The sequence below is a fragment of the Soonwooa buanensis genome (assembly GCF_900167905.1).
GTDB lineage: Bacteria > Bacteroidota > Bacteroidia > Flavobacteriales > Weeksellaceae > Soonwooa > Soonwooa buanensis.
In genome coordinates, this window is sequence record NZ_FUYZ01000006.1 from 168,810 (window position 1) to 191,205 (window position 22,396).

At 34.0% G+C, this 22,396-nt stretch carries 17 protein-coding genes; 16 read left to right on the forward strand and 1 reads right to left on the reverse strand.

The annotated features are described in order from the left end of the window. Positions 1-375 precede the first annotated feature (375 nt). Together B5X62_RS10100 and B5X62_RS10105 are read left to right on the forward strand one after the other, a co-directional pair. Complete coding sequence (locus B5X62_RS10100; protein WP_079667300.1) at positions 376-4,542, forward strand: BspA family leucine-rich repeat surface protein; 4,167 nt, start codon at positions 376-378, stop codon at positions 4,540-4,542. Between the two features lie 53 nt (positions 4,543-4,595). After that, positions 4,596-4,904 (forward strand): hypothetical protein, encoded by a 309-nt coding sequence (locus tag B5X62_RS10105; protein WP_079667301.1) that lies wholly within the window; start codon positions 4,596-4,598, stop codon positions 4,902-4,904. A 118-nt stretch (positions 4,905-5,022) separates the two neighbouring features. On the opposite strand, the gene B5X62_RS10110 is transcribed toward B5X62_RS10105, so the two are convergent. Beyond that, on the reverse strand, positions 5,023-5,274 hold the full coding sequence (locus tag B5X62_RS10110) for a type B 50S ribosomal protein L31 (RefSeq protein ID WP_079667302.1): 252 nt from the start codon (positions 5,272-5,274) through the stop codon (positions 5,023-5,025). 1,151 nt (positions 5,275-6,425) lie between these two features. On the opposite strand from B5X62_RS10110, the gene B5X62_RS10115 reads away from it, so the two are divergent. The 14 genes from B5X62_RS10115 to B5X62_RS10180 are packed head-to-tail and all read left to right on the forward strand — an operon-like array spanning position 6,426 to position 22,393. Continuing rightward, the gene (locus B5X62_RS10115; RefSeq protein ID WP_079667303.1) at positions 6,426-7,052 is read left to right on the forward strand and encodes a porin family protein; all 627 of its coding nucleotides are present in this window, start codon (positions 6,426-6,428) and stop codon (positions 7,050-7,052) included. Positions 7,053-7,077: 25 nt separating this feature from the next. Then, positions 7,078-7,881 carry a polysaccharide biosynthesis/export family protein gene (locus B5X62_RS10120; protein WP_245797179.1) on the forward strand — a complete coding sequence of 268 codons (804 nt, stop codon included), beginning with the start codon at positions 7,078-7,080 and terminating at the stop codon, positions 7,879-7,881. A gap of 5 nt (positions 7,882-7,886) precedes the next feature. Next, a complete protein-coding gene (locus tag B5X62_RS10125) occupies positions 7,887-10,214 on the forward strand; it encodes an exopolysaccharide transport family protein (RefSeq protein ID WP_079667304.1) in 2,328 nt (775 codons plus the stop codon). Between the two features lie 51 nt (positions 10,215-10,265). Further along, positions 10,266-12,053, forward strand: a complete 1,788-nt coding sequence (locus tag B5X62_RS10130; RefSeq protein ID WP_079667305.1) for an ABC transporter ATP-binding protein — start codon at positions 10,266-10,268, stop codon at positions 12,051-12,053. Next, the gene (locus B5X62_RS10135) at positions 12,053-13,069 is read left to right on the forward strand and encodes a glycosyltransferase family protein (protein WP_079667306.1); all 1,017 of its coding nucleotides are present in this window, start codon (positions 12,053-12,055) and stop codon (positions 13,067-13,069) included. The genes B5X62_RS10130 and B5X62_RS10135 overlap by 1 nt, the downstream gene beginning before the upstream one ends. Positions 13,070-13,075: 6 nt before the next feature. Then, a complete protein-coding gene (locus tag B5X62_RS10140; protein WP_159447646.1) occupies positions 13,076-13,990 on the forward strand; it encodes a glycosyltransferase family 2 protein in 915 nt (304 codons plus the stop codon). A 28-nt stretch (positions 13,991-14,018) separates the two neighbouring features. Continuing rightward, positions 14,019-14,915, forward strand: coding sequence for a glycosyltransferase family 2 protein (locus tag B5X62_RS10145; protein WP_079667308.1), 897 nt, complete (start codon positions 14,019-14,021; stop codon positions 14,913-14,915). Further along, complete coding sequence (locus tag B5X62_RS10150) at positions 14,905-16,002, forward strand: polysaccharide pyruvyl transferase family protein (RefSeq protein ID WP_079667309.1); 1,098 nt, start codon at positions 14,905-14,907, stop codon at positions 16,000-16,002. Before B5X62_RS10145 ends, B5X62_RS10150 begins: the two co-directional genes overlap by 11 nt. Further along, entirely contained in the window at positions 15,999-17,129 is a 1,131-nt protein-coding gene (locus tag B5X62_RS10155) for a glycosyltransferase (protein ID WP_079667310.1), read from the forward strand. The genes B5X62_RS10150 and B5X62_RS10155 overlap by 4 nt, the downstream gene beginning before the upstream one ends. Then, positions 17,126-18,202: a glycosyltransferase family 4 protein gene (locus B5X62_RS10160; RefSeq protein ID WP_079667311.1), complete on the forward strand. Its 1,077-nt coding sequence runs from the start codon at positions 17,126-17,128 to the stop codon at positions 18,200-18,202. Before B5X62_RS10155 ends, B5X62_RS10160 begins: the two co-directional genes overlap by 4 nt. Beyond that, positions 18,202-19,317, forward strand: coding sequence for a glycosyltransferase family 4 protein (locus tag B5X62_RS10165; RefSeq protein WP_079667312.1), 1,116 nt, complete (start codon positions 18,202-18,204; stop codon positions 19,315-19,317). Before B5X62_RS10160 ends, B5X62_RS10165 begins: the two co-directional genes overlap by 1 nt. Next, positions 19,310-20,401, forward strand: a complete 1,092-nt coding sequence (locus B5X62_RS10170) for an EpsG family protein (RefSeq protein ID WP_079667313.1) — start codon at positions 19,310-19,312, stop codon at positions 20,399-20,401. The genes B5X62_RS10165 and B5X62_RS10170 overlap by 8 nt, the downstream gene beginning before the upstream one ends. Next, complete coding sequence (locus B5X62_RS10175; protein ID WP_079667314.1) at positions 20,388-21,287, forward strand: glycosyltransferase family 2 protein; 900 nt, start codon at positions 20,388-20,390, stop codon at positions 21,285-21,287. Before B5X62_RS10170 ends, B5X62_RS10175 begins: the two co-directional genes overlap by 14 nt. Beyond that, positions 21,284-22,393 carry a glycosyltransferase gene (locus B5X62_RS10180; RefSeq protein ID WP_079667315.1) on the forward strand — a complete coding sequence of 370 codons (1,110 nt, stop codon included), beginning with the start codon at positions 21,284-21,286 and terminating at the stop codon, positions 22,391-22,393. The genes B5X62_RS10175 and B5X62_RS10180 overlap by 4 nt, the downstream gene beginning before the upstream one ends. The last annotated feature ends 3 nt before the right edge of the window (positions 22,394-22,396 follow it).

Genomic DNA, 22,396 nt, shown 5'->3' on the forward strand with positions numbered 1-22,396 from the left:
TCTTAGTTTGAATTAAATTCAAGTATGTTAATTAATGCATGTCGAACTTTAGACCAGAATTCCGTAATTAGATGGTGATGCGATTTACTTTTAATAAAGCAATTTGCTTATTGTAGAGGTTTTATCAAAATGATGGTGGATGGCGATGGATCGATAAATTAGTTTAGGTTGGATCAGTTTAGAAAAAGATTGTTGATAAAATTAATGATAAACTTGTTTCTTTTCTAAAGCTAAGATAAGCTCAATTAGTTTGCATCCAGTCAATGATTTTTCTCCGAATTTTACTACTTTTGACGATTGCTTATAAATTTAGGTAGCTTTCCAAATTAAAGGATAAGGAAAACTATTTAATTTTTTAAACTAAAAAACACACTTATGAAAAAAAATATACTTCAGGTATTTTTGATGCTTTGTCATGTCCTTATGTGGGCAAAGACTCCTAACAGCAAAATTGGTTATGAGAATGACCGAAAGCCCTTGATTTCCGCACTCAATATCAAAACCAAAAACAATCAAAACTTTGCGCACGTTCCGACAAGCTCGAGTAATGCAAAAGATAATACTCAAAGTGCAAGCCAAGCTTTTGTAACAGTTTGGGATCTTAGCCAATCAGGCTCTGATAATACTACAATAAAATTCGATCTAAGCTTTTCTGGCCCTGTTAGATATACATGGAAGTCTATAGATGGATTAGATAATGGTAGTGGTAACATAACAACTGCCACGGCTACAATTAATACGCTTCCAGTAGGAAAGACCATTGAACTAAGTCTCGATCCTAGCAACCTGAAAGCCTTCGCGATTGGCTCAACAGACAGAGATAGATTAATTGATGTCAAACAGTGGGGCACGGCTAACTGGACAACGATGTCAAGTGCATTTGCTAATTGTCACAAGCTTAATGTTAGTGCTACCGATATCCCTAATCTAAGTGCTGTCACAGATATGAGTATGATGTTTTCAAATTGTTTTGTATTAAATGGTCCATCTAACATCAACAATTGGAACGTCTCAAATGTCACCAATATGCAGAGGTTGTTTGAATATGCTTATGTTTTTAACCAAAATATAGGAAGTTGGAAAACTACTAAAGTGACGAACATGGTACAGATGTTCTATTTTGCAACAGATTTTGACCAAAATATTGCCAGCTGGGATACCAGTAACATAACAAATATGGCGGGGACTTTCTTTGAGGCAAGTTCTTTTAGTCAAGATATTAGTCGTTGGAAAACGTCGAAGGTAACCAATATGGGAGGCATGTTTGCCTTCGCTAATTCTTTTAACCAAGATATTAGTAGCTGGGATACTAGCCAAGTTACTGATATGAGTGACATGTTTAACAGTAATAAGTTGTTTAACCAAAACATTGCTGGATGGAATACTTCTAATGTTACAAATATGCGGGCGATGTTTAATAACACTAAGTCTTTTAATCAAGACATTAGCGGTTGGGATACTAGAAAGGTTACGACGATGAAGGAAATGTTTAAAATAGCGACGGCTTTTAACCAAAGTCTTGGTAATTGGAAACTAAATTCTATAACCGACCTTGGTGATATGTTATCTAACTCTGGTATGGATTGCGCAAAGTATTCTGCAACTTTGATGGGTTGGGCAGCTAATCCTAATATAGTTTCAGGTGTAAGTTTAGGTGCAGACAACAAGCTTTATACACCTATCGCCAACGCTGCGCATCAAACATTATTAAATAAAGGATGGACTATTAATGACCAACCTGGAGACTGTTTTTTATATGTCAATAAAAATGTAGCAACAAGTGGCAATGGCTCTTCGTGGGCAACTGCTTATAAAGAATTGGCGGATGCGTTAAAGCAGGCTTATGATAATCGATTTGCATACGGACCTCTCAAACCACTACAGATATGGGTAGCTGGTGGAACTTATACACCGCTTTATCCATACAATAGTTTTAGCACTGCTAATGCAACCAATAGAAACAATACCTTTCAATTATTAAATAACGTACAGGTCTTTGGAGGTTTTGCTGGGACAGAAGATAGTCTAGAACAAAGAGATCTTAGTTTAGTTAGTAATAAGAGTGTTTTAAGTGGCGAGATAGGGACAGCAGTTACAACTGATAATACGTATCACATTGTTATCTCGAATGCGAACCCTAACACAACTATTTTAGACGGCTTCACTATAAGTGGGGCATATGCAAGCGATGCACCTTTACTTTCTCCCCCAAATCCCCTTGTGATTGAAGCTGGGCAAGCTGGTGGCATTTACAACTATAACAGTAGTACAATTTACAGAAATCTAATAATCCGTGACAATTTTGCACTTGGTGGAGCAGGAATGGTTAACAGAGATTCAACCTTCCCTCCTACAACAACTCCCACACTTAAAAATATAGTTTTCATTAATAACATAGCAAGTCCGCGTAGTGCAGCTATATACAACAATAATGCGTCACCAATAATTAGCAATGTTACAATTGTTAATAATTATTCTGGTACTAATACAAATGATGGAGGCGCAATTCTGAGCGATTCTCAATCTAGTCCAAAAATCTACAATACCGTCTTTTGGAACAATAAAAAAGGAAGCCCTACAAGTACTAATAGCTTAGGTTTAGATATCATTAACACTGTTACCGCAAGTGTAACACTCAAAAACAGCCTCACGCAGAGTTACACAACAGGAAATGCTGCTGATAATAATAAAGTAGGTGTTGATCCTCAATTTGTAAATATGTCGACTGGCGATTTGAGATTGTCGACAAACAGTCCAGCAATAGATGCTGGTAATGGGACGTTGTATGCTGAAGCTGGAGGAAGTCTATATAAAGACGAAGACCTTGTTGGTCAATCTCGTACGCAAGGCTGTGTGATTGATATGGGGGCTTACGAACACACAGAGTCAGAACAATTTACAATTTGGAAGGACGGCTTATGGTCAAAAAATCCACCAACCGAAGGTGTAAATGCTTGTATTGATGCGACTCTCAACTTAAGCAACAAGCTTAATGTTAAAAAAATAAAAATACTTCCAGACGGACAACTCAACATCCAAAGTAACGCTAGTCTCATCGTTGCAGAAAATATCACGCAGAGCAAAGACAATCAAATTGTTTTAGAAAGCGATGCTAACCTCATCCAGATACCTAATAATGCGCAAAATAGTAATCATAAGATTATTGTAAAGCGAAACATCAAGATGAATAAAATGGATTATAGTTATTGGGGAACGCCAGTATCTAACCAAAAGTTGTTAGATAACGGTGGCGATGGTTTTTCTGTTGGGACGCCTAACAATCGCATCTACTTCTATAACGAACCAAATGATTATTTCAAACCAACAACGGATCAGTATTTTGTGGCAGGAAAAGCTTATGCAATTCGAGGAAAAGATAATTTTACTGATGGCAATTTGCCATTTACTACTTACGAATATCAATTTAATGGAGGAATTAATAACGGACAAGTTACAGTCGAAGTTCAGAAATCTAAAAATACAGGAACGTCGGAGCATGGTAATAACCTAATCGGGAATCCTTATCCTTCCAATATCGATTTTGATAAGTTTTTTAATTTTGGAACTAACAAAAATTTTATCAGTGCTAAGGCTTGGTTCTGGACAAACGCATCACCAAGTATTGACCAACAAGGCTCGAGTTACAATGGTAACAATTATGCATCTTTAAGCCTAACAGGTGGAGTGCCACCGACGACACCACAACCAAATCCTAGTCTTACGCCGACGCAGTATATCAAAGTTGGTCAAGGTTTTATAGTTCAGGTTAAAGATAATCCTGCTACGATAGGTGCGTTACCTGTTACGCATCAATTGGTATTTGATAACTCTATGAGATCAGACGAAGATGGGGTTTTCTACAATGCGAACAAAGGTCAACCCAAAGACAGATTTTGGCTACAATTAACAGCAGATGATAAGTATACTAACACCATCCTTATTGGCTATGTGGGTGCTGCGACTAACAATTATGATGGTGATTATGATAGCGAATTAATGAGTGAAGGTGATGACTCGCTATACAGTATACTTCAAAATAAGAAATTGCAGATTGACGGAAGACAGTATCCGCTTAATACCGAAGACATTGTTCCGTTAGGCGCAAGATATGCTACTAATGCTAACTATCGTTTTTCTTTAGCCGGTAAAGAAGGTGTATTTGCAAATGATCAAAACATCTTCCTGCGAGATAAATTGTTAAACAAAGAAGTTAACCTGTCTGAAACTGACTATAACTTCTCTGCGATTAAAGGTACCGAAAGCAATCGTTTCGAAATCGCTTATAAATCGAGCACATTCTTAGCCACTCAAAACGTAGACAAGACAAATATTAAAATTTATAAAACTGCAACTGACTTTGTAATTATTAACAAAACGCCAATGCAAAAAGTTGAGCTATTTGACATGGCGGGACGCTTAATTTCTAAACTTGATAAAAACGATAACGAGCTCCATATCAATCATACCAATTTGACAGAAGGTTTCTATCTTCTTAAAATCTATAGCGGCAACGAAGTATTAACAAAGAAGATTATTAAATAAAAACTAGTATTAATTAGCGTTAATCCTAAGATTTTAAAAAATAAAAAAACACAATGAAACAAGTCCTATCAATCATTCTTCTTTTGATGCTGAATGTCAAGATTGCAGCCCAATATCAAGATAACAACAATCGTTTTAATGAAGAACAAAACATAAATAATATTAATAGCTTTCAGCAAAGTGAAGAATCTGAACAAGAATCTGAACAACAAACCGATATTCCTAATGAAGAGCCACAAAAAGGTATTGGTAACCCTGGCGAACCAGCACCCATTAATCAATACACACTTGTATTATTGGGATTTGCAATCGTCGGCATCTTTTTAGCCAGAAAGAAAATCAACATACAAGAACAAAACTAATCAAAAAACTCGGCACAGTTAATATCTATGCCGAGTTTATTTTTGAAGAGAAAACAATGCACAAAAAAAGCTTCCGGATTTTCCGGAAGCTTTTATATTTTACGTTAATTCTCTAAAATTATTTAGCGAATTTTTTGTACTTGTTCATGAACTTATCAACACGTCCTGCAGTATCAACTAACTTAGTTTTACCTGTGTAGAAAGGGTGAGAAGTAGAAGAGATTTCCATTTTAATTAATGGATATTCTTGACCTTCGTATTCGATAGTGTCTTTAGTATCAGCAGTAGATTTGCAAAGGAACATTTCATCGTTACTCATATCTTTGAAAACTACCAATCTATAATTTTCTGGGTGTATACCTTGTTTCATTTCAGAATTTTTTAAAAATTTTTGTTTAAATATGAGTTTCGGACGTAATGGCTTCCTACTACTCTGGTATTTGAGATTGCAAAATTAAACAATATTTTTTAATCTACAAATCTTTTATTAAAATTATTTGGGCGTGTCCCTTTGTTTTTTTTCTAAACTTTGGCCATCCAAAAAAAAACAAGCGGGTCGCTACGTTCGCTACTATCTTTTGTAATTGGCGTTGGAGTGGATAGGTCGCTGAGCTGAGCCCAAGCGCCAATTACAAAAGGATATCCGCTACCATCGCTCACGCGCGCGATTCCCTGTTACTACTATACTCTTTTGGCGCTCGCTTCGCTCGCGCCCTCATCATTATATAATAGATGTTAAAACCACTGATCATTTTTTTTAAAACTAAAAATACTTAGATCTTGTCTTGTTGTCTTATTAAGCGAATAGACGTTGTTGTACTTAATAAAAATGCCCAAAGTCGACGTCAACTCGAGTTATTTTCGCAAAAATTGTATCGAGAGCTTTTCGAGAAAAGATTTCATTTCATAATTCGTTGCAATAAAATAGGAACTAACGTCAACTCGAGTGATTTTCGCAGAAAATTATATCGAGAGCTTTAATGACAAAAGATTTCATTTCATCATCCTTTCAATATATCAGTAGCTAACGTCAGCTCGAGTTATTTTCGCAAAAATTATATCGAGAGCTTTAATGACAAAAGATTTCATTTCATCATCCTTCGAAGTAGGTTTGTAACTAACGTCAGCTCGAGTGATTTTCGCAAAAATTGTATCGAGAGCTTTTCGAAAAACGTTAGCATTTAATCAATCATTGACGAGCAACATTCTTTTATTAAAAGTAGAAGATAATACAACTTTACATATCATTTTGTATTCTCGTTAAACGAAAAACGATCCAAACAACGTTTTAAAACAAAACAAAGACATTTAATCCATTTATGAAAACCACATTATAGAATGTGCAAAGCACCCAATAGTTTTAAAATTTAATGCGCTTTATGTCGTACAATTAAGAAATTAGATATTATAATTTTGGTAACTTGGTTAATCTTGATATGATAAAATTGTTTTATGTTAACAATTTTTAGTATATGTTAATCAAAAAATTCTTACTTTCGTCAAATATTTAAGAAATAAAATATGAAAAGAGTCCTAGGTTTACTTTTTTTGTTTTGTGTAGCTGCTGTATCGGCTCAAGATTTTAAGATAGGAGTAACCGCTAACATCCATAAAAGTTCGATCGTTAATATTCATGATGTTTCCAAACCAGCTTGGGGAGGAGGCTTTGGCGTATTTGGTGAAATTCCTTTAGTGAATAATGACATATTTGACTCGGCTTGGTTATACCTTGTTCCACAGATAGAATATAGTATGCAAGGCGAAAATGCAGAACCTTATGCTAACCAACCTAAGCAACAATTTCCCAATCATTACATAGGCGTTCCTATCTATATAAAATACTTTTTTCATCCTAACGGATGGAAAGGTCCTCTTTTCGTAATGGCTGGTCCACGCGCGGAGTTCCTAATATCACATGACAGAAAAGGACCAGAGGTCTATCCTCAATTTGTTGATCAAGAACAAAAAATTAATTCTGTAGGCTTTGGACTTTCTGTAGGCGCAGGTCTTAAGCTATCTGACAAGTTAGAAGCTTTCGTAAGATTCGATCGAGGTTTTAGTAAGATATACCCAGATTATACACATAAATCGACCACATATAATCGTTTGTTAGGTGTTGGTATTAACTACTATATAAAATCTGAATAAGATAATTTTTATTTTGAATTTATTGATGATGAAGATGGAAAAAGCAAAATTGTATTGGATGCTTTTGCTGGCGGTAGGCTTGCTAATTGGGTGTAAGCCAAAACAAAATATGGTGTATTTGCAAAACCATAATTTTGAACAAGAAGTGTCGGAAGCACGTTATCAAGGGCTTAACCTACAAGAAGGTGATGTCTTAGAGATTGTAGTTTCTGCTTACGATGATATTGCCGTTAAGCCTTTCAACCTTAGTACGATGGAGCAGACCAATAGCGCTGGAGTAGAGGCAGGACAAGCAGGTGCTGCTAAAGCCAACCAGTACACAGTATCATCAGATGGCTATATTGCCATGCCAGTGTTAGGGCAGATTTTTTGTAAAGGCATGTCAAAACAACAGCTAAAGACCGATCTTGAGGGACGACTAAAAACCTATTTAACAGATCCTTTGGTAACCGTCAAATTAGTGAATTTTAATGTTAGCATTATTGGCGAGGTCAAAAGCCCTGGCCAAAAGACGAGCACTACCGAGCGTCTTAATATTTTTCAAGCAATCGCATTGGCGGGAGATATGACCGATGGTGGAGATCGTACCAATGTGAAGCTTATACGCTATTCGGAAGATCAAAAAAAAGATGAGGTAGTAGCGCTTAACTTATCAGAATCTAACATTGTGAATTCCCCATACTACTATCTTCAACAGAATGATATCGTATACGTAGAGCCTGATAAAAACAGACAAGTTATAGCTAATACTAATCCAAATAAAGCATTGTATTTTCAGTTATTTGGTGTATTATTGGCAACGATTGGTTTAATAATAAGATTTAAGTAAACTTCATGGAGTTACTAGATTCATCACCCCATCATTCTCAAAAAAAAACGAAGATTGATATTAAAAAAGAGCTTAACAAAATTCGAAAATTGTGGCCTCTATTTATCATTCTTCCTTTGCTGTTTTATATGGCAGCAAAGATCTATATACGATACAGCCAGCCGCAATATTTTAGCAAAACCACACTAAAATTCGAACAAGCATCAGGACGTGCCGCAACGCAAGCGCTTAATGACCTCAAGAATCTTGGCGTTGGGGTGTCTAATGACGAATTGGATGCCGAGACGGTAGTGATGGTTTCTAAACCGATACTAGGCCAGGTAGTTAAGAACCTAAATCTAGATGTTAAATATTATTCGGTAGGCAAGATCAAAGAAGTTGAATATTATAATGAACTTCCTATTCGTGCCCATGTTGTAGAGCTTAGCAATCCTGATAAGTTTGTAGGTGCTAGTTTTATTCTGGATTCGAAATCGGGTAATTCTTTTAGCTTGTCCGCTGCTGATGGTAGCAATCTTAAAAAATACCAGTTTGGCACTTTGGTAGATCTCGGTTTTGGAAAAGTCATTTTCGAAAAAACACCAGTTCATCAGTCGATTCAGAATCTTAAAATCGTATTTGCAAATCCCAAAAATATTGTAGCAGGATTAGAAGGTGCTTTGACGGTTAGTATCTACAAAAGCCTTTTGATGGACATCAGTATGGTAAGTCCTACATATAAAAAATCTGAGGCCATCCTTAAAGAATTGGTTGATGTTTACAACAAAGAGGGTATTAAAGATAAAAATCAGGAATCCCAGTTCACTGCCGATTTTATTGACGGCCGTTTACAAATCATTACTGATGAACTTGCAGGCATCGAGAATCAAAAAGAAGGTGTTAAACGAGAATACCAAATTACAGACTTAGCAACACAAGCGCAATTGGCACTTACCAATGTTAATGCCAATACCAAAGAAGTCTTAGGCTATGCTACGCAATTAGACTTGGTAACCTCAGTATACAATTTAGCCAATAGTAGCTCTGCCAATTTGTTGCCGACAGGACTAGGCTTAGCAGGATCTATCGATACACAAATCTCTCAGTATAACGATTTGGTGTTAACACGCAACCGTGTTTTAAAACAAGCAACCAATGCCAACCCTGCAGTGATCGAAATGAACAAACGTATTGCTGGACTCAAAGATGCTATTCGTAGTAACCTTGGCGATGTTCGTAGAACTTTGCAAGACAATATATCGCGATTACAAGGTGATATTAACAATGATAAAAGCAAGATCGATCGTTATCCAACGCAAGAGAAAATTTTCCGTAGTATCGACAGACAACAGAATTTAAAGGAAGCGCTTTACTTATTCTTATTACAAAAACGTGAAGAAAACGCCATTAACCTTGCAGTGGCGCTACCAAAAGCTAAAGTAATCAATCCTCCTTATACCACAGGCGTTGTCGCGCCAAAAGCACAAATGATTATTTGGGGAGCTACAGCTTTAGGATTAATCCTCGCACTTGCTATTGCGGCACTACGCATCTTGCTAGATAATAAAGTCTATACCAAAAATGATGTCATTAACTTGGTTGATGACGTTAGTGTGGTCGGCGAAATCCCAGTACATGATGCTGCGAATGAGCTTATTGGGACCAATGATTTTTCTGTATTTGCTGAGTCTTTTAGGATTTTATCTTCTAACCTCAAGTATGTTCTTAAAGTTAAACAAACACATGGTGCACCGGTTATTTTGATAACCTCATCCGTAAAAGGTGAAGGTAAGACTACAATATCAATGAATCTTGCACTAAGTCTTGCAGGCAATGCCAAAGTCTTAATCATAGGAGCTGATATTCGTAATCCCCAACTACAACGTTTTATGACAAAAGCCAAACTAGGTCTTACAGACTATTTGGTGAGTAATGATACCGATGTGACAGCTTATATCTCGAATACAGCTTTGTCGCCCAATCTAGATGTTATGTTTAGTGGTGCTTCTGCCCCTAATCCTAATGACTTACTAGATATGCCGAAATTTGATGAGATGATCACCTTGCTAAAAAACAAATACCAATACATTATTTTGGACTCTGCACCAGTAATGTTGGTGTCAGATACCTTGCATCTAATTGAGTCGGCCGATCTTGTACTCTATGTGGCGAAAGCATCTTATACCGACAGAAACATGTTGCATTTTGCAGATAGCTTTATCAAAGAGCACAATATCGACAAATTGTCTTTTGTTCTTAATAATGTAAAACCCGAGTTTTCACGTTATGGTAATAAGTATGGCTATGGCTACTATCATACGAAAGGGAAAAAAAGATTCAGCTTGAAAGGCTAGTTGTATTTTCAATATTACTAAAACTATTGTTGGACTTCAGTGTGTTACTTTATGAAGGGGATCAAAAAATATATTATTGAAAATTTTAGCAATTTTACTTTCTTCTATTCTATTTTAAGATATAGACTTCTCGTGGTATTTGCATTGGCAATTTTTGGAGGATTATTAGATTCTTTGGGTCTTACAATGTTCTTGCCCTTATTACAAATGGCAGATGGTGGAACAACGACAGATTTAGGTAGTCTTAGCTTTTTAACAGATGCTCTTAAGGCAATTGGTATTGAGTTAACAGTCATTAAAGCTTTAGTTATTCTTGTTGTTGTCTTTTTGTTAAAAGGAATGGTTATGTATTTTTCTGGAATATATAAAGTAAAGACACAACAACTTCTCACCAAGACCATTAGGATGAATATTATTAATGGTCTAACAACTTATTCATTTTCTCGTTTTGTCCAAACTGAACAAGGTAAAATTCAAAATATATTTTTAGGTGAAGTTTTAAGATTAAGTAATACGTATAGTAATTATGTTACCATGATACAAGGTGCGATATTAATTATTGTTTATATGTTATTTTCTTTCATTGTTGATTGGAAATTTGCACTATTAGTTTGCGGTGGAGGTGTACTATCCAATTTAGTATTTTTAAAAGTAAATAAATTAACAAAAGAAAGATCAATAAATATATCTTCTGTTAATAATGCATTTGCTGGTCTTTTAATGCAATATGTCAATAATTTCAAGTATTTGAAAGCTACTGGAAAAATATATAACTATCGTGATAAATTGGAAAAATCAATAGATGATGTACAACATGAAAACTTAAAAATCAATCTATTAATTAATCAGATAGCTGCTTTTAGGGAACCATTGCTTATTATAGTTATTGCGTTAGTTATAGGTATTCAAGTGTATTTTATTGAAAGTAAAATTTCAGCGATTATTGTAAGTCTTTTATTTTTTTATAGAGCTTTAGTAAGCATAGTGACTGTACAAAGTAGTTACAATCTAACCGTCACAAATCAAGGAGCAATTAATAATATTAATGATTTCTATCTTGAGTTGCAAAAAAATAAGGAAACCCCAAAAGGTATTTACTTCAGAGGTTTTAAAGAAAATATATTTTTCAGAAATGTATCATTTAGCTACGATAAAAATAAAATTCTTCAGGATATTAATCTTAATATTATAAAGAATCAAACTGTTGCTTTAGTCGGTGAAAGTGGTAGTGGGAAAACAACCTTCGCAAACTTACTGATTAACTTGTTAAAGAGCGATGAGGGCGAAATTCTTATTGATGGTATTGATTTATATAGCTATGACCCTCAAAGTTTTAATTCCAAGATAGGATACATTACACAAGAACCAACAATTTTTAATGATACGATATACAATAATATTACATTTTGGGACAAAAAAAATGATGAAAATTTAGTTAAATTTTATCAGGTAGCGTCGGCTGCATCTCTCAACTCATTCATTAGCTCAACAAAAGACAAAGAAGACACAATATTGGGTAATAGTGGTATTAATTTATCAGGAGGTCAAAGACAACGGATATCTATTGCTCGCGAGTTATATAAGAACATTGATATACTTATTCTGGATGAAGCTACATCTGCACTAGATTCAGAAACCGAATTAGAAATTAAAAATAATTTAGATTCGCTGCACGGTAAAGTTACTATGTTGATAATAGCGCATCGCTTATCAACAATTAAAAATGCTGATGTAATTTATGTTTTTAAAGATGGTAAGATTGAAAATTTTGGAAATTTTGAAGAACTAAAGAAAAAATCTTCCTACTTTAATAATTTGACAAATCTACAAGGTATATAATGGCAAAAGGTAGAAATCTAATTGTCCTTGTAGCAACCTATAATTTAAGTAGAATTGGAGGCACAGAGTCATGGTGTTATACGATAGCAAAAGAACTCAAGATAAGAGGCTATGATGTCGAATATTTTACAATTAGTAGAGGTATTACTTCGAAAAAGTTAGAAGAGATAGGCATTAATTTTATGTCTAAAAAAAAGTATGACCTTATATTAGCAAATCACACAAATGTTATTGATAGACTATTAAATAAGGGAGTGATTATTCAAACTATGCATGGAATTTTTTCAAGTTTAGAATTTCCAAATAAGTATGCTGATCTATTTGTTTCAATTTCACGAGAAATTCAAGATTTTAATAAGACAAAAGGTAGAGACAGTGTTTTTATTCCCAATGGTATAGATCTTCAGCGATTTCATAATAATAGACCTTTGAATGAGAAACTAACAAGAATTTTAAGTTTATCTCATTCTGAAAGAGCCAATGAAAAGTTAAAAACAGCCTGTGACATGCTTAATATAGAGCTTCTTACTATTAATAAATTTAAAACACCTATTTGGGACATTGAAAATTATATTAATAAAGTTGATTTAGTGATAGGTCTTGGTAGATCTGCATATGATGCAATGGCATGTGGAAGACCAATAATCGTTTATGATGAACGAGACTATATGAACTCTAATGCTGATGGTTATATTAATTTTGAAAATATTGATTTGTCTTTTCGGTTTAATTGTTCTGGACGTGGATTGAAAAAAAAATTTACAGTTGATGACCTAGTGGAGGAATTTCTTTTGTATAATACAAAAACAGGTAAGGATATGAGGTCTTTTGCCGAAAATAATTTAGACATAAAAAAAATTGTTGACTCATATTTAGATTTATACGAAAGGGAAAAAGAAAAACATAGGTCTGTAGCTAGATTTTTAAGAAATTCGTTTGCTAAAGGAAAAGCTAGACTAATGCTTGCGAAATACGCTTTTTCTTCTTATTTATATAATAAAATTTATACAAAATAGATGAATATGCAATATCCTCTAGTTTCAATACAAATCCCAACCTATAATCAAAAAGAATTCATAAAGGATGCTTTAGATTCTGCTTTGGCGCAGAACTATGAACATTTGCAAATTGTAGTTTGTGATGATTGTTCGCCTGACTATGATATTTTCGAATATTTAAAAGATTATGTGGGTCATCCTAAAATCGAAATTCATCGGAATGAAAAAAATCTTGGAAGAGTAGGCAACTATCACCATTGTTTATATGATCTGGTAAAAGGCGATTGGTTTGTCAATTTGGATGGCGACGATTATTTTACTAATCGTAATTTTGTTAAAACCGCAATACAATCAATTTTATCAACAAAAGAACGTGTTTCTGTTTTTCAGGGTGGCGCTTTCGTGCACAGGATTAAAGATAATAATATTCCTAATCAGTTGATTAATGGATCAATATACCTTATAAATGGCATAGATTATATAAAGCATTTTCATCATAATTTAGGTTTTACCCATGCATCGATTTTTTATAATGTGAAAGATGCTAAAAGTAAAGATTTTTACAATATTAATGCTTTAGATATTGACTATTATTCCTATTTGAAAATTTTACCAGTAAGTTCTATTCTTTTTTGGGGAGAAAAAGTTTATCATTGGAGACAACATGATGAACAAGAAACACATACCTTAAATTTTGATGCTTGTGTTGTTAAATATGACGAGTTACAAGATATTGAAAATCATTACAAATTATTACCAATTTCAATAAAAGCAAAAATGCTAAAACAGACTAGAGTTGATATAACAATACAACTTTATAGGACGTTTTTTAATGAAAAATTTAGTTTTAATCGATTATTATTTGTTCTCAGAAAAACGAAAGCTAATAAAAATTATATAATTCCTTTGCTATCATTAATAAAACGTAAATTAATTTAATTAAAAAACTTATAAGTTTTCTTATCGAATGATTACCGTAATAATTCCAATATACAACGCAGAGCTATACCTTGAAAACTGCCTATTGTCAATTGTCAATCAAATATACAAAGATTGGCAACTGATTTTAGTGGATGATGGTTCAACTGATTCTTCTTTGGAAATATGTAAAAAGTATGAGAAATTAGATTCTCGCATCATTGTTTTTTCACAAGAAAATAGAGGGCAAGCTGCAGCACGCAATTATGGATTGCAACAGGTGAAAACCCCCTATGTTACTTTTGTAGATGCAGATGACGAAATTGCAGAAGATACTTTGTCCTCAAATATGCAAACTCTACTGAATGATCAAATGATCGATGTATTGCAATATCCCGTTTTCATGAATTATGCAACAGAACAGCAATATATAAGAAAACCAAAAACAACTCTTATTCAAACTGATTTTTATAAAGCATGGCTTGATAGTAAACAAATTAGCTGGGTTATATGGGATAAAATTTATAAAACATCATTATTTGAGAATGTTACTTTCAAAGAAGGAATCGTGTATGAGGATAATTTGATGATTTTGAATCTGATTGAGATAGTTAAAAAAGTTTGCATTTCAGAGGAAGGCTTGTATTACTACTATACAAGAGGTAACTCTACCATGACAAGTGCAAATACTCGCAAGAAAGAAGAAGACTCTTTTTACGTGACAACAGAAATTACTAGATTATTGTTCGTCAAAAAAAACAAAGACATTCTCATCGAGTTTTTAGTGAGATTAATTAATATTAGGAAATCACTAAAGCATAATTATTCTAGCTCAGTGACAATAGATAAAAATTTCCTAAGTATAGTTTCAAAAAAAGACATTATACTTGCAAAAATTGATATGAAAAGTAAATTTAAATTACTCATAGAAAAATATGCAAATTAAAACCATTACTTGTCACGAAGTTTACAATCATGGCGCCTCTTTGCAAGAGTATGCTTTGTTGCGTTTTCTAAATGATGCTGGGCATGATGCACAAGTAATTCATTATAAGCCGCCTTATCTATCGCAACATTTTAATTTGTGGGGCATCAGTAATCCTAAATTTAATTTACCGCTTGTCAAACAACTTTATTTGCTAGCTAAACTTCCTGGAAGGCTGAAAGCTTTACAACGTAGAGACCACTTTGATGCTTTTCATAAAGCTTATATCCCAACTGATTCCACTTTGTATCAATCGAATGAGGCGTTAAAAAATAATCTACCAGAAGCTGATATTTATATTTGTGGAAGTGATCAAATTTGGAATTCCTTCTTCCAAAATGGAAAAGATCCTGCTTTCTATCTCAATTTTGTGCCCAATGACAAAAAGAAGATTGCTTATGCAGCCTCTTTTGCAATTGATGAAGTGGCGGAAGAGATTCAACCGCTTGTAAGAGATAATGTCGCTACTTTTGATGCAGTCGGGGTACGCGAAACTTCGGGATTGCGTATTTTACAGAATTTAGGAATCAACAATGCAGTTCAAGTTTTAGATCCTGTGTTTCTTTTGGACGCCGATTTTTGGAAACAGACTTTTGTAAAACCTATAGAAGACCAATTTATTTTTATTTACGATTTTGACTCTAATCCATTGATTAAAGAGATTGCTTTGGAGTTGAAGAAAAAACTGAAATGTAAAATTTACACCGTTAATCAAAATATTGATTATGCCGATAAAAACTTTTATTTAGAAGGTCCAGAGAAGTTTTTATCCTTAGTTTATTATTCGCAATATACCATCACCAACTCTTTCCATGCGGTTGCTTTCTCGCTTATTTTTGAAAAGCAAATCGTTGTGGTTAATCGAAGCGAGAAAATTAATACGCGGATGCGCGATTTGTTGGTTTTATTCAGCTTGGAAAAGCGATTGATTTCTGCTAAAGAAGAATACACTAGATTAGATTCCATCGACTTTTCAGATTTAAAAATGAGCAAACAGTATCATATTAAACGCTCAAAGGAATTTTTGCTAAATGCTATCCAATCATGAAAAGCCTTGTTTTTGTCATAGAATCCTTGCATTTAGGAGGCGCGGAAAAGAGTTTAGTGACTTTATTGCAGAATTTAGATTATTCGCAATACAAAGTTGACCTCATTACTTTTCATTCTGGTGGCTTCTTTAGGGATATGGTTCCAGAAGAAGTTAATCAAATTGATATCGTATTTCCTAGACTGTCTTTAAAAGATCGTTTCGTGTATGCTTTGCAGCGAAAGATTGGTTCCAAAAGACACCATGCACAAAAATTTTGGCCTTTGGTTAAAAAGTATTTTTCACGACTGGATAAAGAATATGACATTGCAATCGCCTACAATCAAGGTTTTGCAACATATTTTGTGCACGATTTTGTTCAAGCAAATATGAAATATGCATGGCTCAATACCGATTATCAAAAGGCAGGTTATGCCATTGGTTTTGATTACCCTTTTTACAAAGATTATGACAAAGTTATTACAGTGTCTCCACAAGCTGAACAAAGTTTAAAAGCTAGTTTACAAAATGTTGGAAAGCAATTGGATATCGAGGTGATTAAAGATATTTCTGATGTTAACATGATTCAGCAACAAGCGAATCAAGATTTGAAAATAGATTTTGATGGTACTAAAATCAATATTGTATCCGTTGGACGTTTGGTTGAATATAAAGCATTTGATTTAGCGGTAGATGCATGTAAAATTTTAGTTGATAAAAACTACCCCATACAATGGTATGTTGTTGGTGAAGGAAATGAAAGAGCATCTTTAGAGGAGAAAATAAAGAGCTCAAATCTGACTGCAAACTTTTATTTACTAGGGGCCGATCCAAATCCCTATCCTTATATGAAGGCATGTGATATTTATGTGCAAACTTCGTTGTTTGAAGGTTTGGGTTTAACTGTGATTGAAGCCGCCATTCTGCATAAACCTATCGTTTGTACCGATTTCCCTACCGCACACGGGATTTTGAAACATAACGAAACAGGATTGATTGTTGATATGAATGCTGAAGCAGTAGCTCACCATATTGAGAGATTAATTGTTGACAGAGATTTGTCACAGAGATTTGTTCGTAATTTGGAGAACAATTCAAGCCTTGATAAAGAAACGTCTTTAGTAAAAATAAATGAATTATTCTCATGAAACTTCTCTACATCACTAATGGAATTAATGGTTCTGGCGGACTCGAGCGGGTGCTTTCTATAAAGGCATCATATTTAGCTGATGTGTTAGGTTACGAAGTTCATCTATTGGTATTAAATCATACCGATCAAAATCGCTTTTATTCTTTTAGCGAAAAGATTCAATTTCATTCCATTGATGTTGGAGGCAATCCTATTTCTTACTTTTTTAAGTATAAAACGGAGATTCAAAATACAGTAAATCAAATGAATCCCAATATAATTTTAGTATGTGATGATGGACTTAAAGGATTTTTCTTGCCAACAATTATTAAAACAAAAGCCAAGTGGATCTACGAACGGCATGCGTCACAAGAACTAAATAAACAAAAAGGTATTGTGGGAAAATTGTCTGCGCAAATTATGCAAAAACAGGCTAATAAATTTGATCGCTTTGTCGTTTTAACCAATGCTAATAAAGAAGAATGGCAAAATGCCGCAGTTGAGGTGATTCCTAATCCAATCAGTTTTTATCCGAAAGAGTCAAGCGCTTTAGACACTAAAAGGGTCATTGTTGTAGGATCTCACTCTTATAACAAAGGCTATGACAACCTTTTGAAAATTTGGAAAAATATAGAAACCCAATATCCTGATTGGCAATTAGCTATTTTCGGAAAAATAGATCAAGATGAAACCTATGTTAAGATGGCGAAGGAGTTAGATTTACAATACGTAACTTTTCATCAGCCTGTTGCGGACATTCAAAAAGAATATCTGCAATCGTCCATGCTATTATTACCGTCGCGTTCCGAAGGTTTTGGGATGGTGTTGATCGAAGCGATGGCTTGTGGTGTTCCTTGCATTAGTTTCGATTGTCCATCGGGGCCTGGAGATATTATACGTAATGGCATTGATGGGATTTTAGTAGAAAATCAAAATGGGAAAGTATTTGGAGAAGCAATCATTCGGTTGATAGGAAATGAAGAATTAAGAAAAAAAATGGGAATGATGGCAAAAGAGAATGTGAAAAAATATCTGCCTTCAGAAATCATTATGTTATGGGATAATCTATTTAAAAGTTTGTTTTTAAAGTAATGAAAATCGTATTCAATACAGACCAAATTCATTTGCATGGTGGCATCGAGAAAGTGATGGCGACCAAAGTCAACTTTTGGGCGAACTTGCCTGATGTTGAAGTCTTTATTGTAACTACTGAGCAACACAATTTGCCGCCACGATATCCGTTGGATGAGCGTGTTAGATTAGTAGATTTTGGTGTTAATTACGATCGAGGTACGTCTTATTTTTCATTTGAAAATTTAAAAAAAGCTTGGCAACATTATAAAAGACAAAAGCAATTGTTTGCAGACCTGCAACCCGATGTTATCATTTCGCCTAATTTTAATTTTGATCATTATTGGTTGCCTTTTATAAAACAAAAAGCGAAACTCATTAAAGAACGTCATGGCTCAAGATTTTATGAAGTTACGCAACGAAAAAACATCAGTTTTATAAAAAAGTTACGATTCAAGATCAATGATTGGATCGAAAAAAAATATGACGCTATTGTAGTTCTTAATCCTGATGAAGCCAGCTATGTGAAAACCAATAATGCGGTAGTAATCCCAAATCCGGTTAAAATATCTAATTTATTAGCTGATATTTCTGCAAAAAAAGTGGTGGCTGCAGGGCGCATTTCACCAGTTAAAAATTTTGCTGATTTAATAAAAGCTTGGGGATTTGTGTATCAAGAATTTCCCGATTGGCAGTTGGACATCTATGGGGAAGATTATTTAGGAACTCAAACGAAACTAGAACAGCAAATAGAAGAAGCTGGTTTACAAAATGTAATTCATTTCAAAGGAAGTACAGAAAATATGTTGGAGCTAATGTCACAATATAGTATTTACGCCATGACCTCCGAAACCGAATGTTTTCCCATGGTTTTGTTGGAAGCTTTATCGATCGGTTTACCCATTGTGAGTTACGACTGTCCCAACGGACCTCGTCATATAATCGATAATGGCGAAGATGGGATTTTGGTGAAACATAAAAATGTTGAGGCTTTAGCAACAGAACTAAAGACTATGATGCGTAACCCTGCCGAGAGGCAACGTATACAGAAACTTGCCAAACACAATTATCTACACTTTACAACTACTGAAGTCATGAAACAATGGCAAACTTTATTAAATTTGCCGAATGTTTGATTTTATCCCAGTAGAATTTTACACCGCGATACAATATAATATTCTATTATTGGTACTCCTGATAATAATAGCACATTCATGGGTTTACGATGTTAGAGACCAACAAAGTTTACAATTTTTTCAGATATTAGGGATATCACTTACTGTTTTTATGATTCTGTATATGGGGCAACGTCAGATTAATTACCGTTTTGGTGATACTGTGAATTATAATAAGGTTTATAAGGTGATGCAATCTGGCGAAAGTTTCAAAATTGAAAAAGACTATTTTTTTAACTACATGATGTTGTATTTTAGTCAAGTAATGAGCATTAGTGGCTTTTTACAATTATGTTCTGTCCTATACATTTTACCATGTTATTTATTTTCAAGAAAGTATTTTGGGAACTACTGGTTTTTTGCTATGTTCATGTTTATGGCGTCCTTTTCTTTTTGGGCTTATGGTGTTAATGGCGTTAGAAATGGCTTGGGGACATCCTTTTTCTTGTTAGCTTTAGTGTTTTACCAACGCAAGTGGTTGATGTATGCTTTATTTATGGTGTCGTATTTCATGCATGCTTCGTTAATTATTCCAATTGCGGCCTTTGTTGTTTCAGGACTATATAAAAACCCTAAAGCTTATCTCGCGATTTGGTTCCTTGCAATTCCCTTATCATTAGCAGGTGGATCGGCTTGGGCAGGTTTTTTTTCGAGTTTGGGTTTTGCCGAAGATCGGACACAGGGTTATTTGACGGGAGGAGAAAAATATGATAGTAGTTTTTCGCAAACAGGCTTTCGTTGGGACTTTTTGTTATACAGTGCCTCTGCAGTTTTTGCTGGGTGGTACTTTATTTTTAAAAAGAAAATTACAGATAAATTTTATATTCATTTATTTGGGACATACTGTATTGCCAATGCCTTTTGGATTTTGGTCATAACTGCTGCTTTTAGTAACAGATTTGCCTATCTATCTTGGTTTTTAATGCCTGCTGTTATTGCCTATCCGATGTTTAGATATAAAGTGTGGGAGAACCAGTACAAAATTTTTGCGATTGTCCTATTGCTTTATTTTATGTTTACCTATCTTATGAATGTTATTCTCTAACCAAATGAAAAGTATTACCGTTTTTACGCCATCATATAATAGGGCACACCTACTGCCTAAGTTGTATGAAAGTTTGATAAAACAAACTAGCAAAGATTTTGTTTGGATGATCATTGACGACGGATCTAGAGATGAGACAAAATCGATAATGGAAAAATGGATTGTTGAAGCAGATTTTGAGATTCAATATCATTATAAAGAGAATGGAGGTATGCATACAGGGCATAATCTTGCTTATTCTTTAATTGATACTGAGCTTAATGTCTGTATTGATTCTGATGACTATATGCCAATTGATGCGATTGCAAAACTTCTTGATAAATGGAATAGTATAAGCGATAAAAAGAATGTAGCAGGTCTTATTGCGCTGGATGCGGACACGCAAGGAAGATTAATTGGTCAAAAACTGCCTGAAGATGTCCAACGTGGTTCTTATTTCGATGTATATTATAAGTACAAGGCTAATGGTGATAAAAAATTTATTCTAAGAACAGATTTACTCAAAGAATTTCCGAAATACCCAGAGTATAAAGATGAGAAGCTCGTGCCACTTGGGATTTTATACATGATGATGGGAGAAAAATTCCCGTACGTGTTTTTTAATGAAGTTGTTTGTATTGTTGATTATCAGGAAGGAGGATCAAGTAATACAATTTTTAAGCAATATTTTCAGTCGCCAAGAGGTTTTGCATATGCTCGAAAGCTAAAATTGAACTATACAAAATCAATAAAGGAAATTATAAAATATTGTGTACATCTCAGTGCTTTGTTTTTCATCACAAAGGATATCCAGGTAACATTTCAGGATAATAAATATAAAATATTAAGCTTTTTGCTGTTACCCTTTGGATTTTTATTATACCTATACTTATTGAAAAAACGATGAAAGTCTTACATTATATTAATAATCTGGGTTCTGGCGGTGCAGAAAAGTTACTTTCGGATATTTTACCTATCATGAAAGCAAAAGGTCATGATGTCAGTTTGCTTTTAGCGAGGTCGGAACATAACGTTGAAAAATTCGAAAACGAAATAAAGAAGCATCATATTAATATTATTAATCTTAATAAAGGAAATTTTAATATCACTCAGATATTATCTATCATTCGCTTATTAAGAAAGGAGAATTATGATATTGTGCATGCGCATCTTTTTCCTACCCAATATTGGTTGGCGCTCGCTAGTTTTTTTGTACCCAAAAATACCATACTCATCAAAACAGAGCATTCTGTCTATAATTCTCGAAATAGAAAAGCCTATCTTAAAAGACTTGAACGGTTTATATATAATCGGTATAAGGCGATAATTGCGATCACAGATATTGTTAATGTAGTGTTTACTAACTGGCTAAAACATGCGAAAATTGTAACGATTAACAATGGTGTTAATTTGTCAGAGATACATGCTCAGCAAGCTAATTTGCGTAATCAGGATTATAATTTCATTAATACTACTAAGTTTAATATATTGATGGTTGGGCGCTTTGATTTTATTGCTAAAGACCAATTAACTTTATTAAAAGGCATAAGCCTTTTAGATACTGATGTTTGTCTATATTTTGCAGGAGAAGGACCAAATCTTGATAATGTTAAAAATGAGGCAAAAGCATTAAAAATTGATGATAGATGCTTCTTTCTTGGTCTCCGTCCAGATGTTTACAAATTAATGAGCTTGGTTGACTTAAATGTTTTATCAACTAGGAAAGAAGGACTATCTGGCGTTGCTTTGGAGTCGTTAGCATCTGGAAAACCTTTTTTGGGATCAGATGTAGAAGGAGTTAATGATATTGTACCAAATTCAAACTTTTTGTTTGAAGCAGGTAATGAGGTCGCTCTTGCCAAACTAATTTCGGAGGTTAAAACAAACTCTTGTTTTAGAACGGACCTTGTCAATCAAGGCGTTGCGCATGCTAAAAAATTCGATATTGAAATTATGGTAGACAAATATTTAGATCTATATCAAGAAGTAATCGTTAAATCTAGGAAATCTTAAGAA

Bases quoted from the DNA above. Each gene is read 5' to 3' on its own strand.
- B5X62_RS10100 (WP_079667300.1), top strand. From the start codon at position 376: ATGAAAAAAAATATACTTCAGGTATTTTTGATGCTTTGTCATGTCCTT.
- B5X62_RS10105 (WP_079667301.1), top strand. From the start codon at position 4,596: ATGAAACAAGTCCTATCAATCATTCTTCTTTTGATGCTGAATGTCAAG.
- B5X62_RS10110 (WP_079667302.1), bottom strand. From the start codon at position 5,274: ATGAAACAAGGTATACACCCAGAAAATTATAGATTGGTAGTTTTCAAA.
- B5X62_RS10115 (WP_079667303.1), top strand. From the start codon at position 6,426: ATGAAAAGAGTCCTAGGTTTACTTTTTTTGTTTTGTGTAGCTGCTGTA.
- B5X62_RS10120 (WP_245797179.1), top strand. From the start codon at position 7,078: ATGATGAAGATGGAAAAAGCAAAATTGTATTGGATGCTTTTGCTGGCG.
- B5X62_RS10125 (WP_079667304.1), top strand. From the start codon at position 7,887: ATGGAGTTACTAGATTCATCACCCCATCATTCTCAAAAAAAAACGAAG.
- B5X62_RS10130 (WP_079667305.1), top strand. From the start codon at position 10,266: ATGAAGGGGATCAAAAAATATATTATTGAAAATTTTAGCAATTTTACT.
- B5X62_RS10135 (WP_079667306.1), top strand. From the start codon at position 12,053: ATGGCAAAAGGTAGAAATCTAATTGTCCTTGTAGCAACCTATAATTTA.
- B5X62_RS10140 (WP_159447646.1), top strand. From the start codon at position 13,076: ATGCAATATCCTCTAGTTTCAATACAAATCCCAACCTATAATCAAAAA.
- B5X62_RS10145 (WP_079667308.1), top strand. From the start codon at position 14,019: ATGATTACCGTAATAATTCCAATATACAACGCAGAGCTATACCTTGAA.
- B5X62_RS10150 (WP_079667309.1), top strand. From the start codon at position 14,905: ATGCAAATTAAAACCATTACTTGTCACGAAGTTTACAATCATGGCGCC.
- B5X62_RS10155 (WP_079667310.1), top strand. From the start codon at position 15,999: ATGAAAAGCCTTGTTTTTGTCATAGAATCCTTGCATTTAGGAGGCGCG.
- B5X62_RS10160 (WP_079667311.1), top strand. From the start codon at position 17,126: ATGAAACTTCTCTACATCACTAATGGAATTAATGGTTCTGGCGGACTC.
- B5X62_RS10165 (WP_079667312.1), top strand. From the start codon at position 18,202: ATGAAAATCGTATTCAATACAGACCAAATTCATTTGCATGGTGGCATC.
- B5X62_RS10170 (WP_079667313.1), top strand. From the start codon at position 19,310: ATGTTTGATTTTATCCCAGTAGAATTTTACACCGCGATACAATATAAT.
- B5X62_RS10175 (WP_079667314.1), top strand. From the start codon at position 20,388: ATGTTATTCTCTAACCAAATGAAAAGTATTACCGTTTTTACGCCATCA.
- B5X62_RS10180 (WP_079667315.1), top strand. From the start codon at position 21,284: ATGAAAGTCTTACATTATATTAATAATCTGGGTTCTGGCGGTGCAGAA.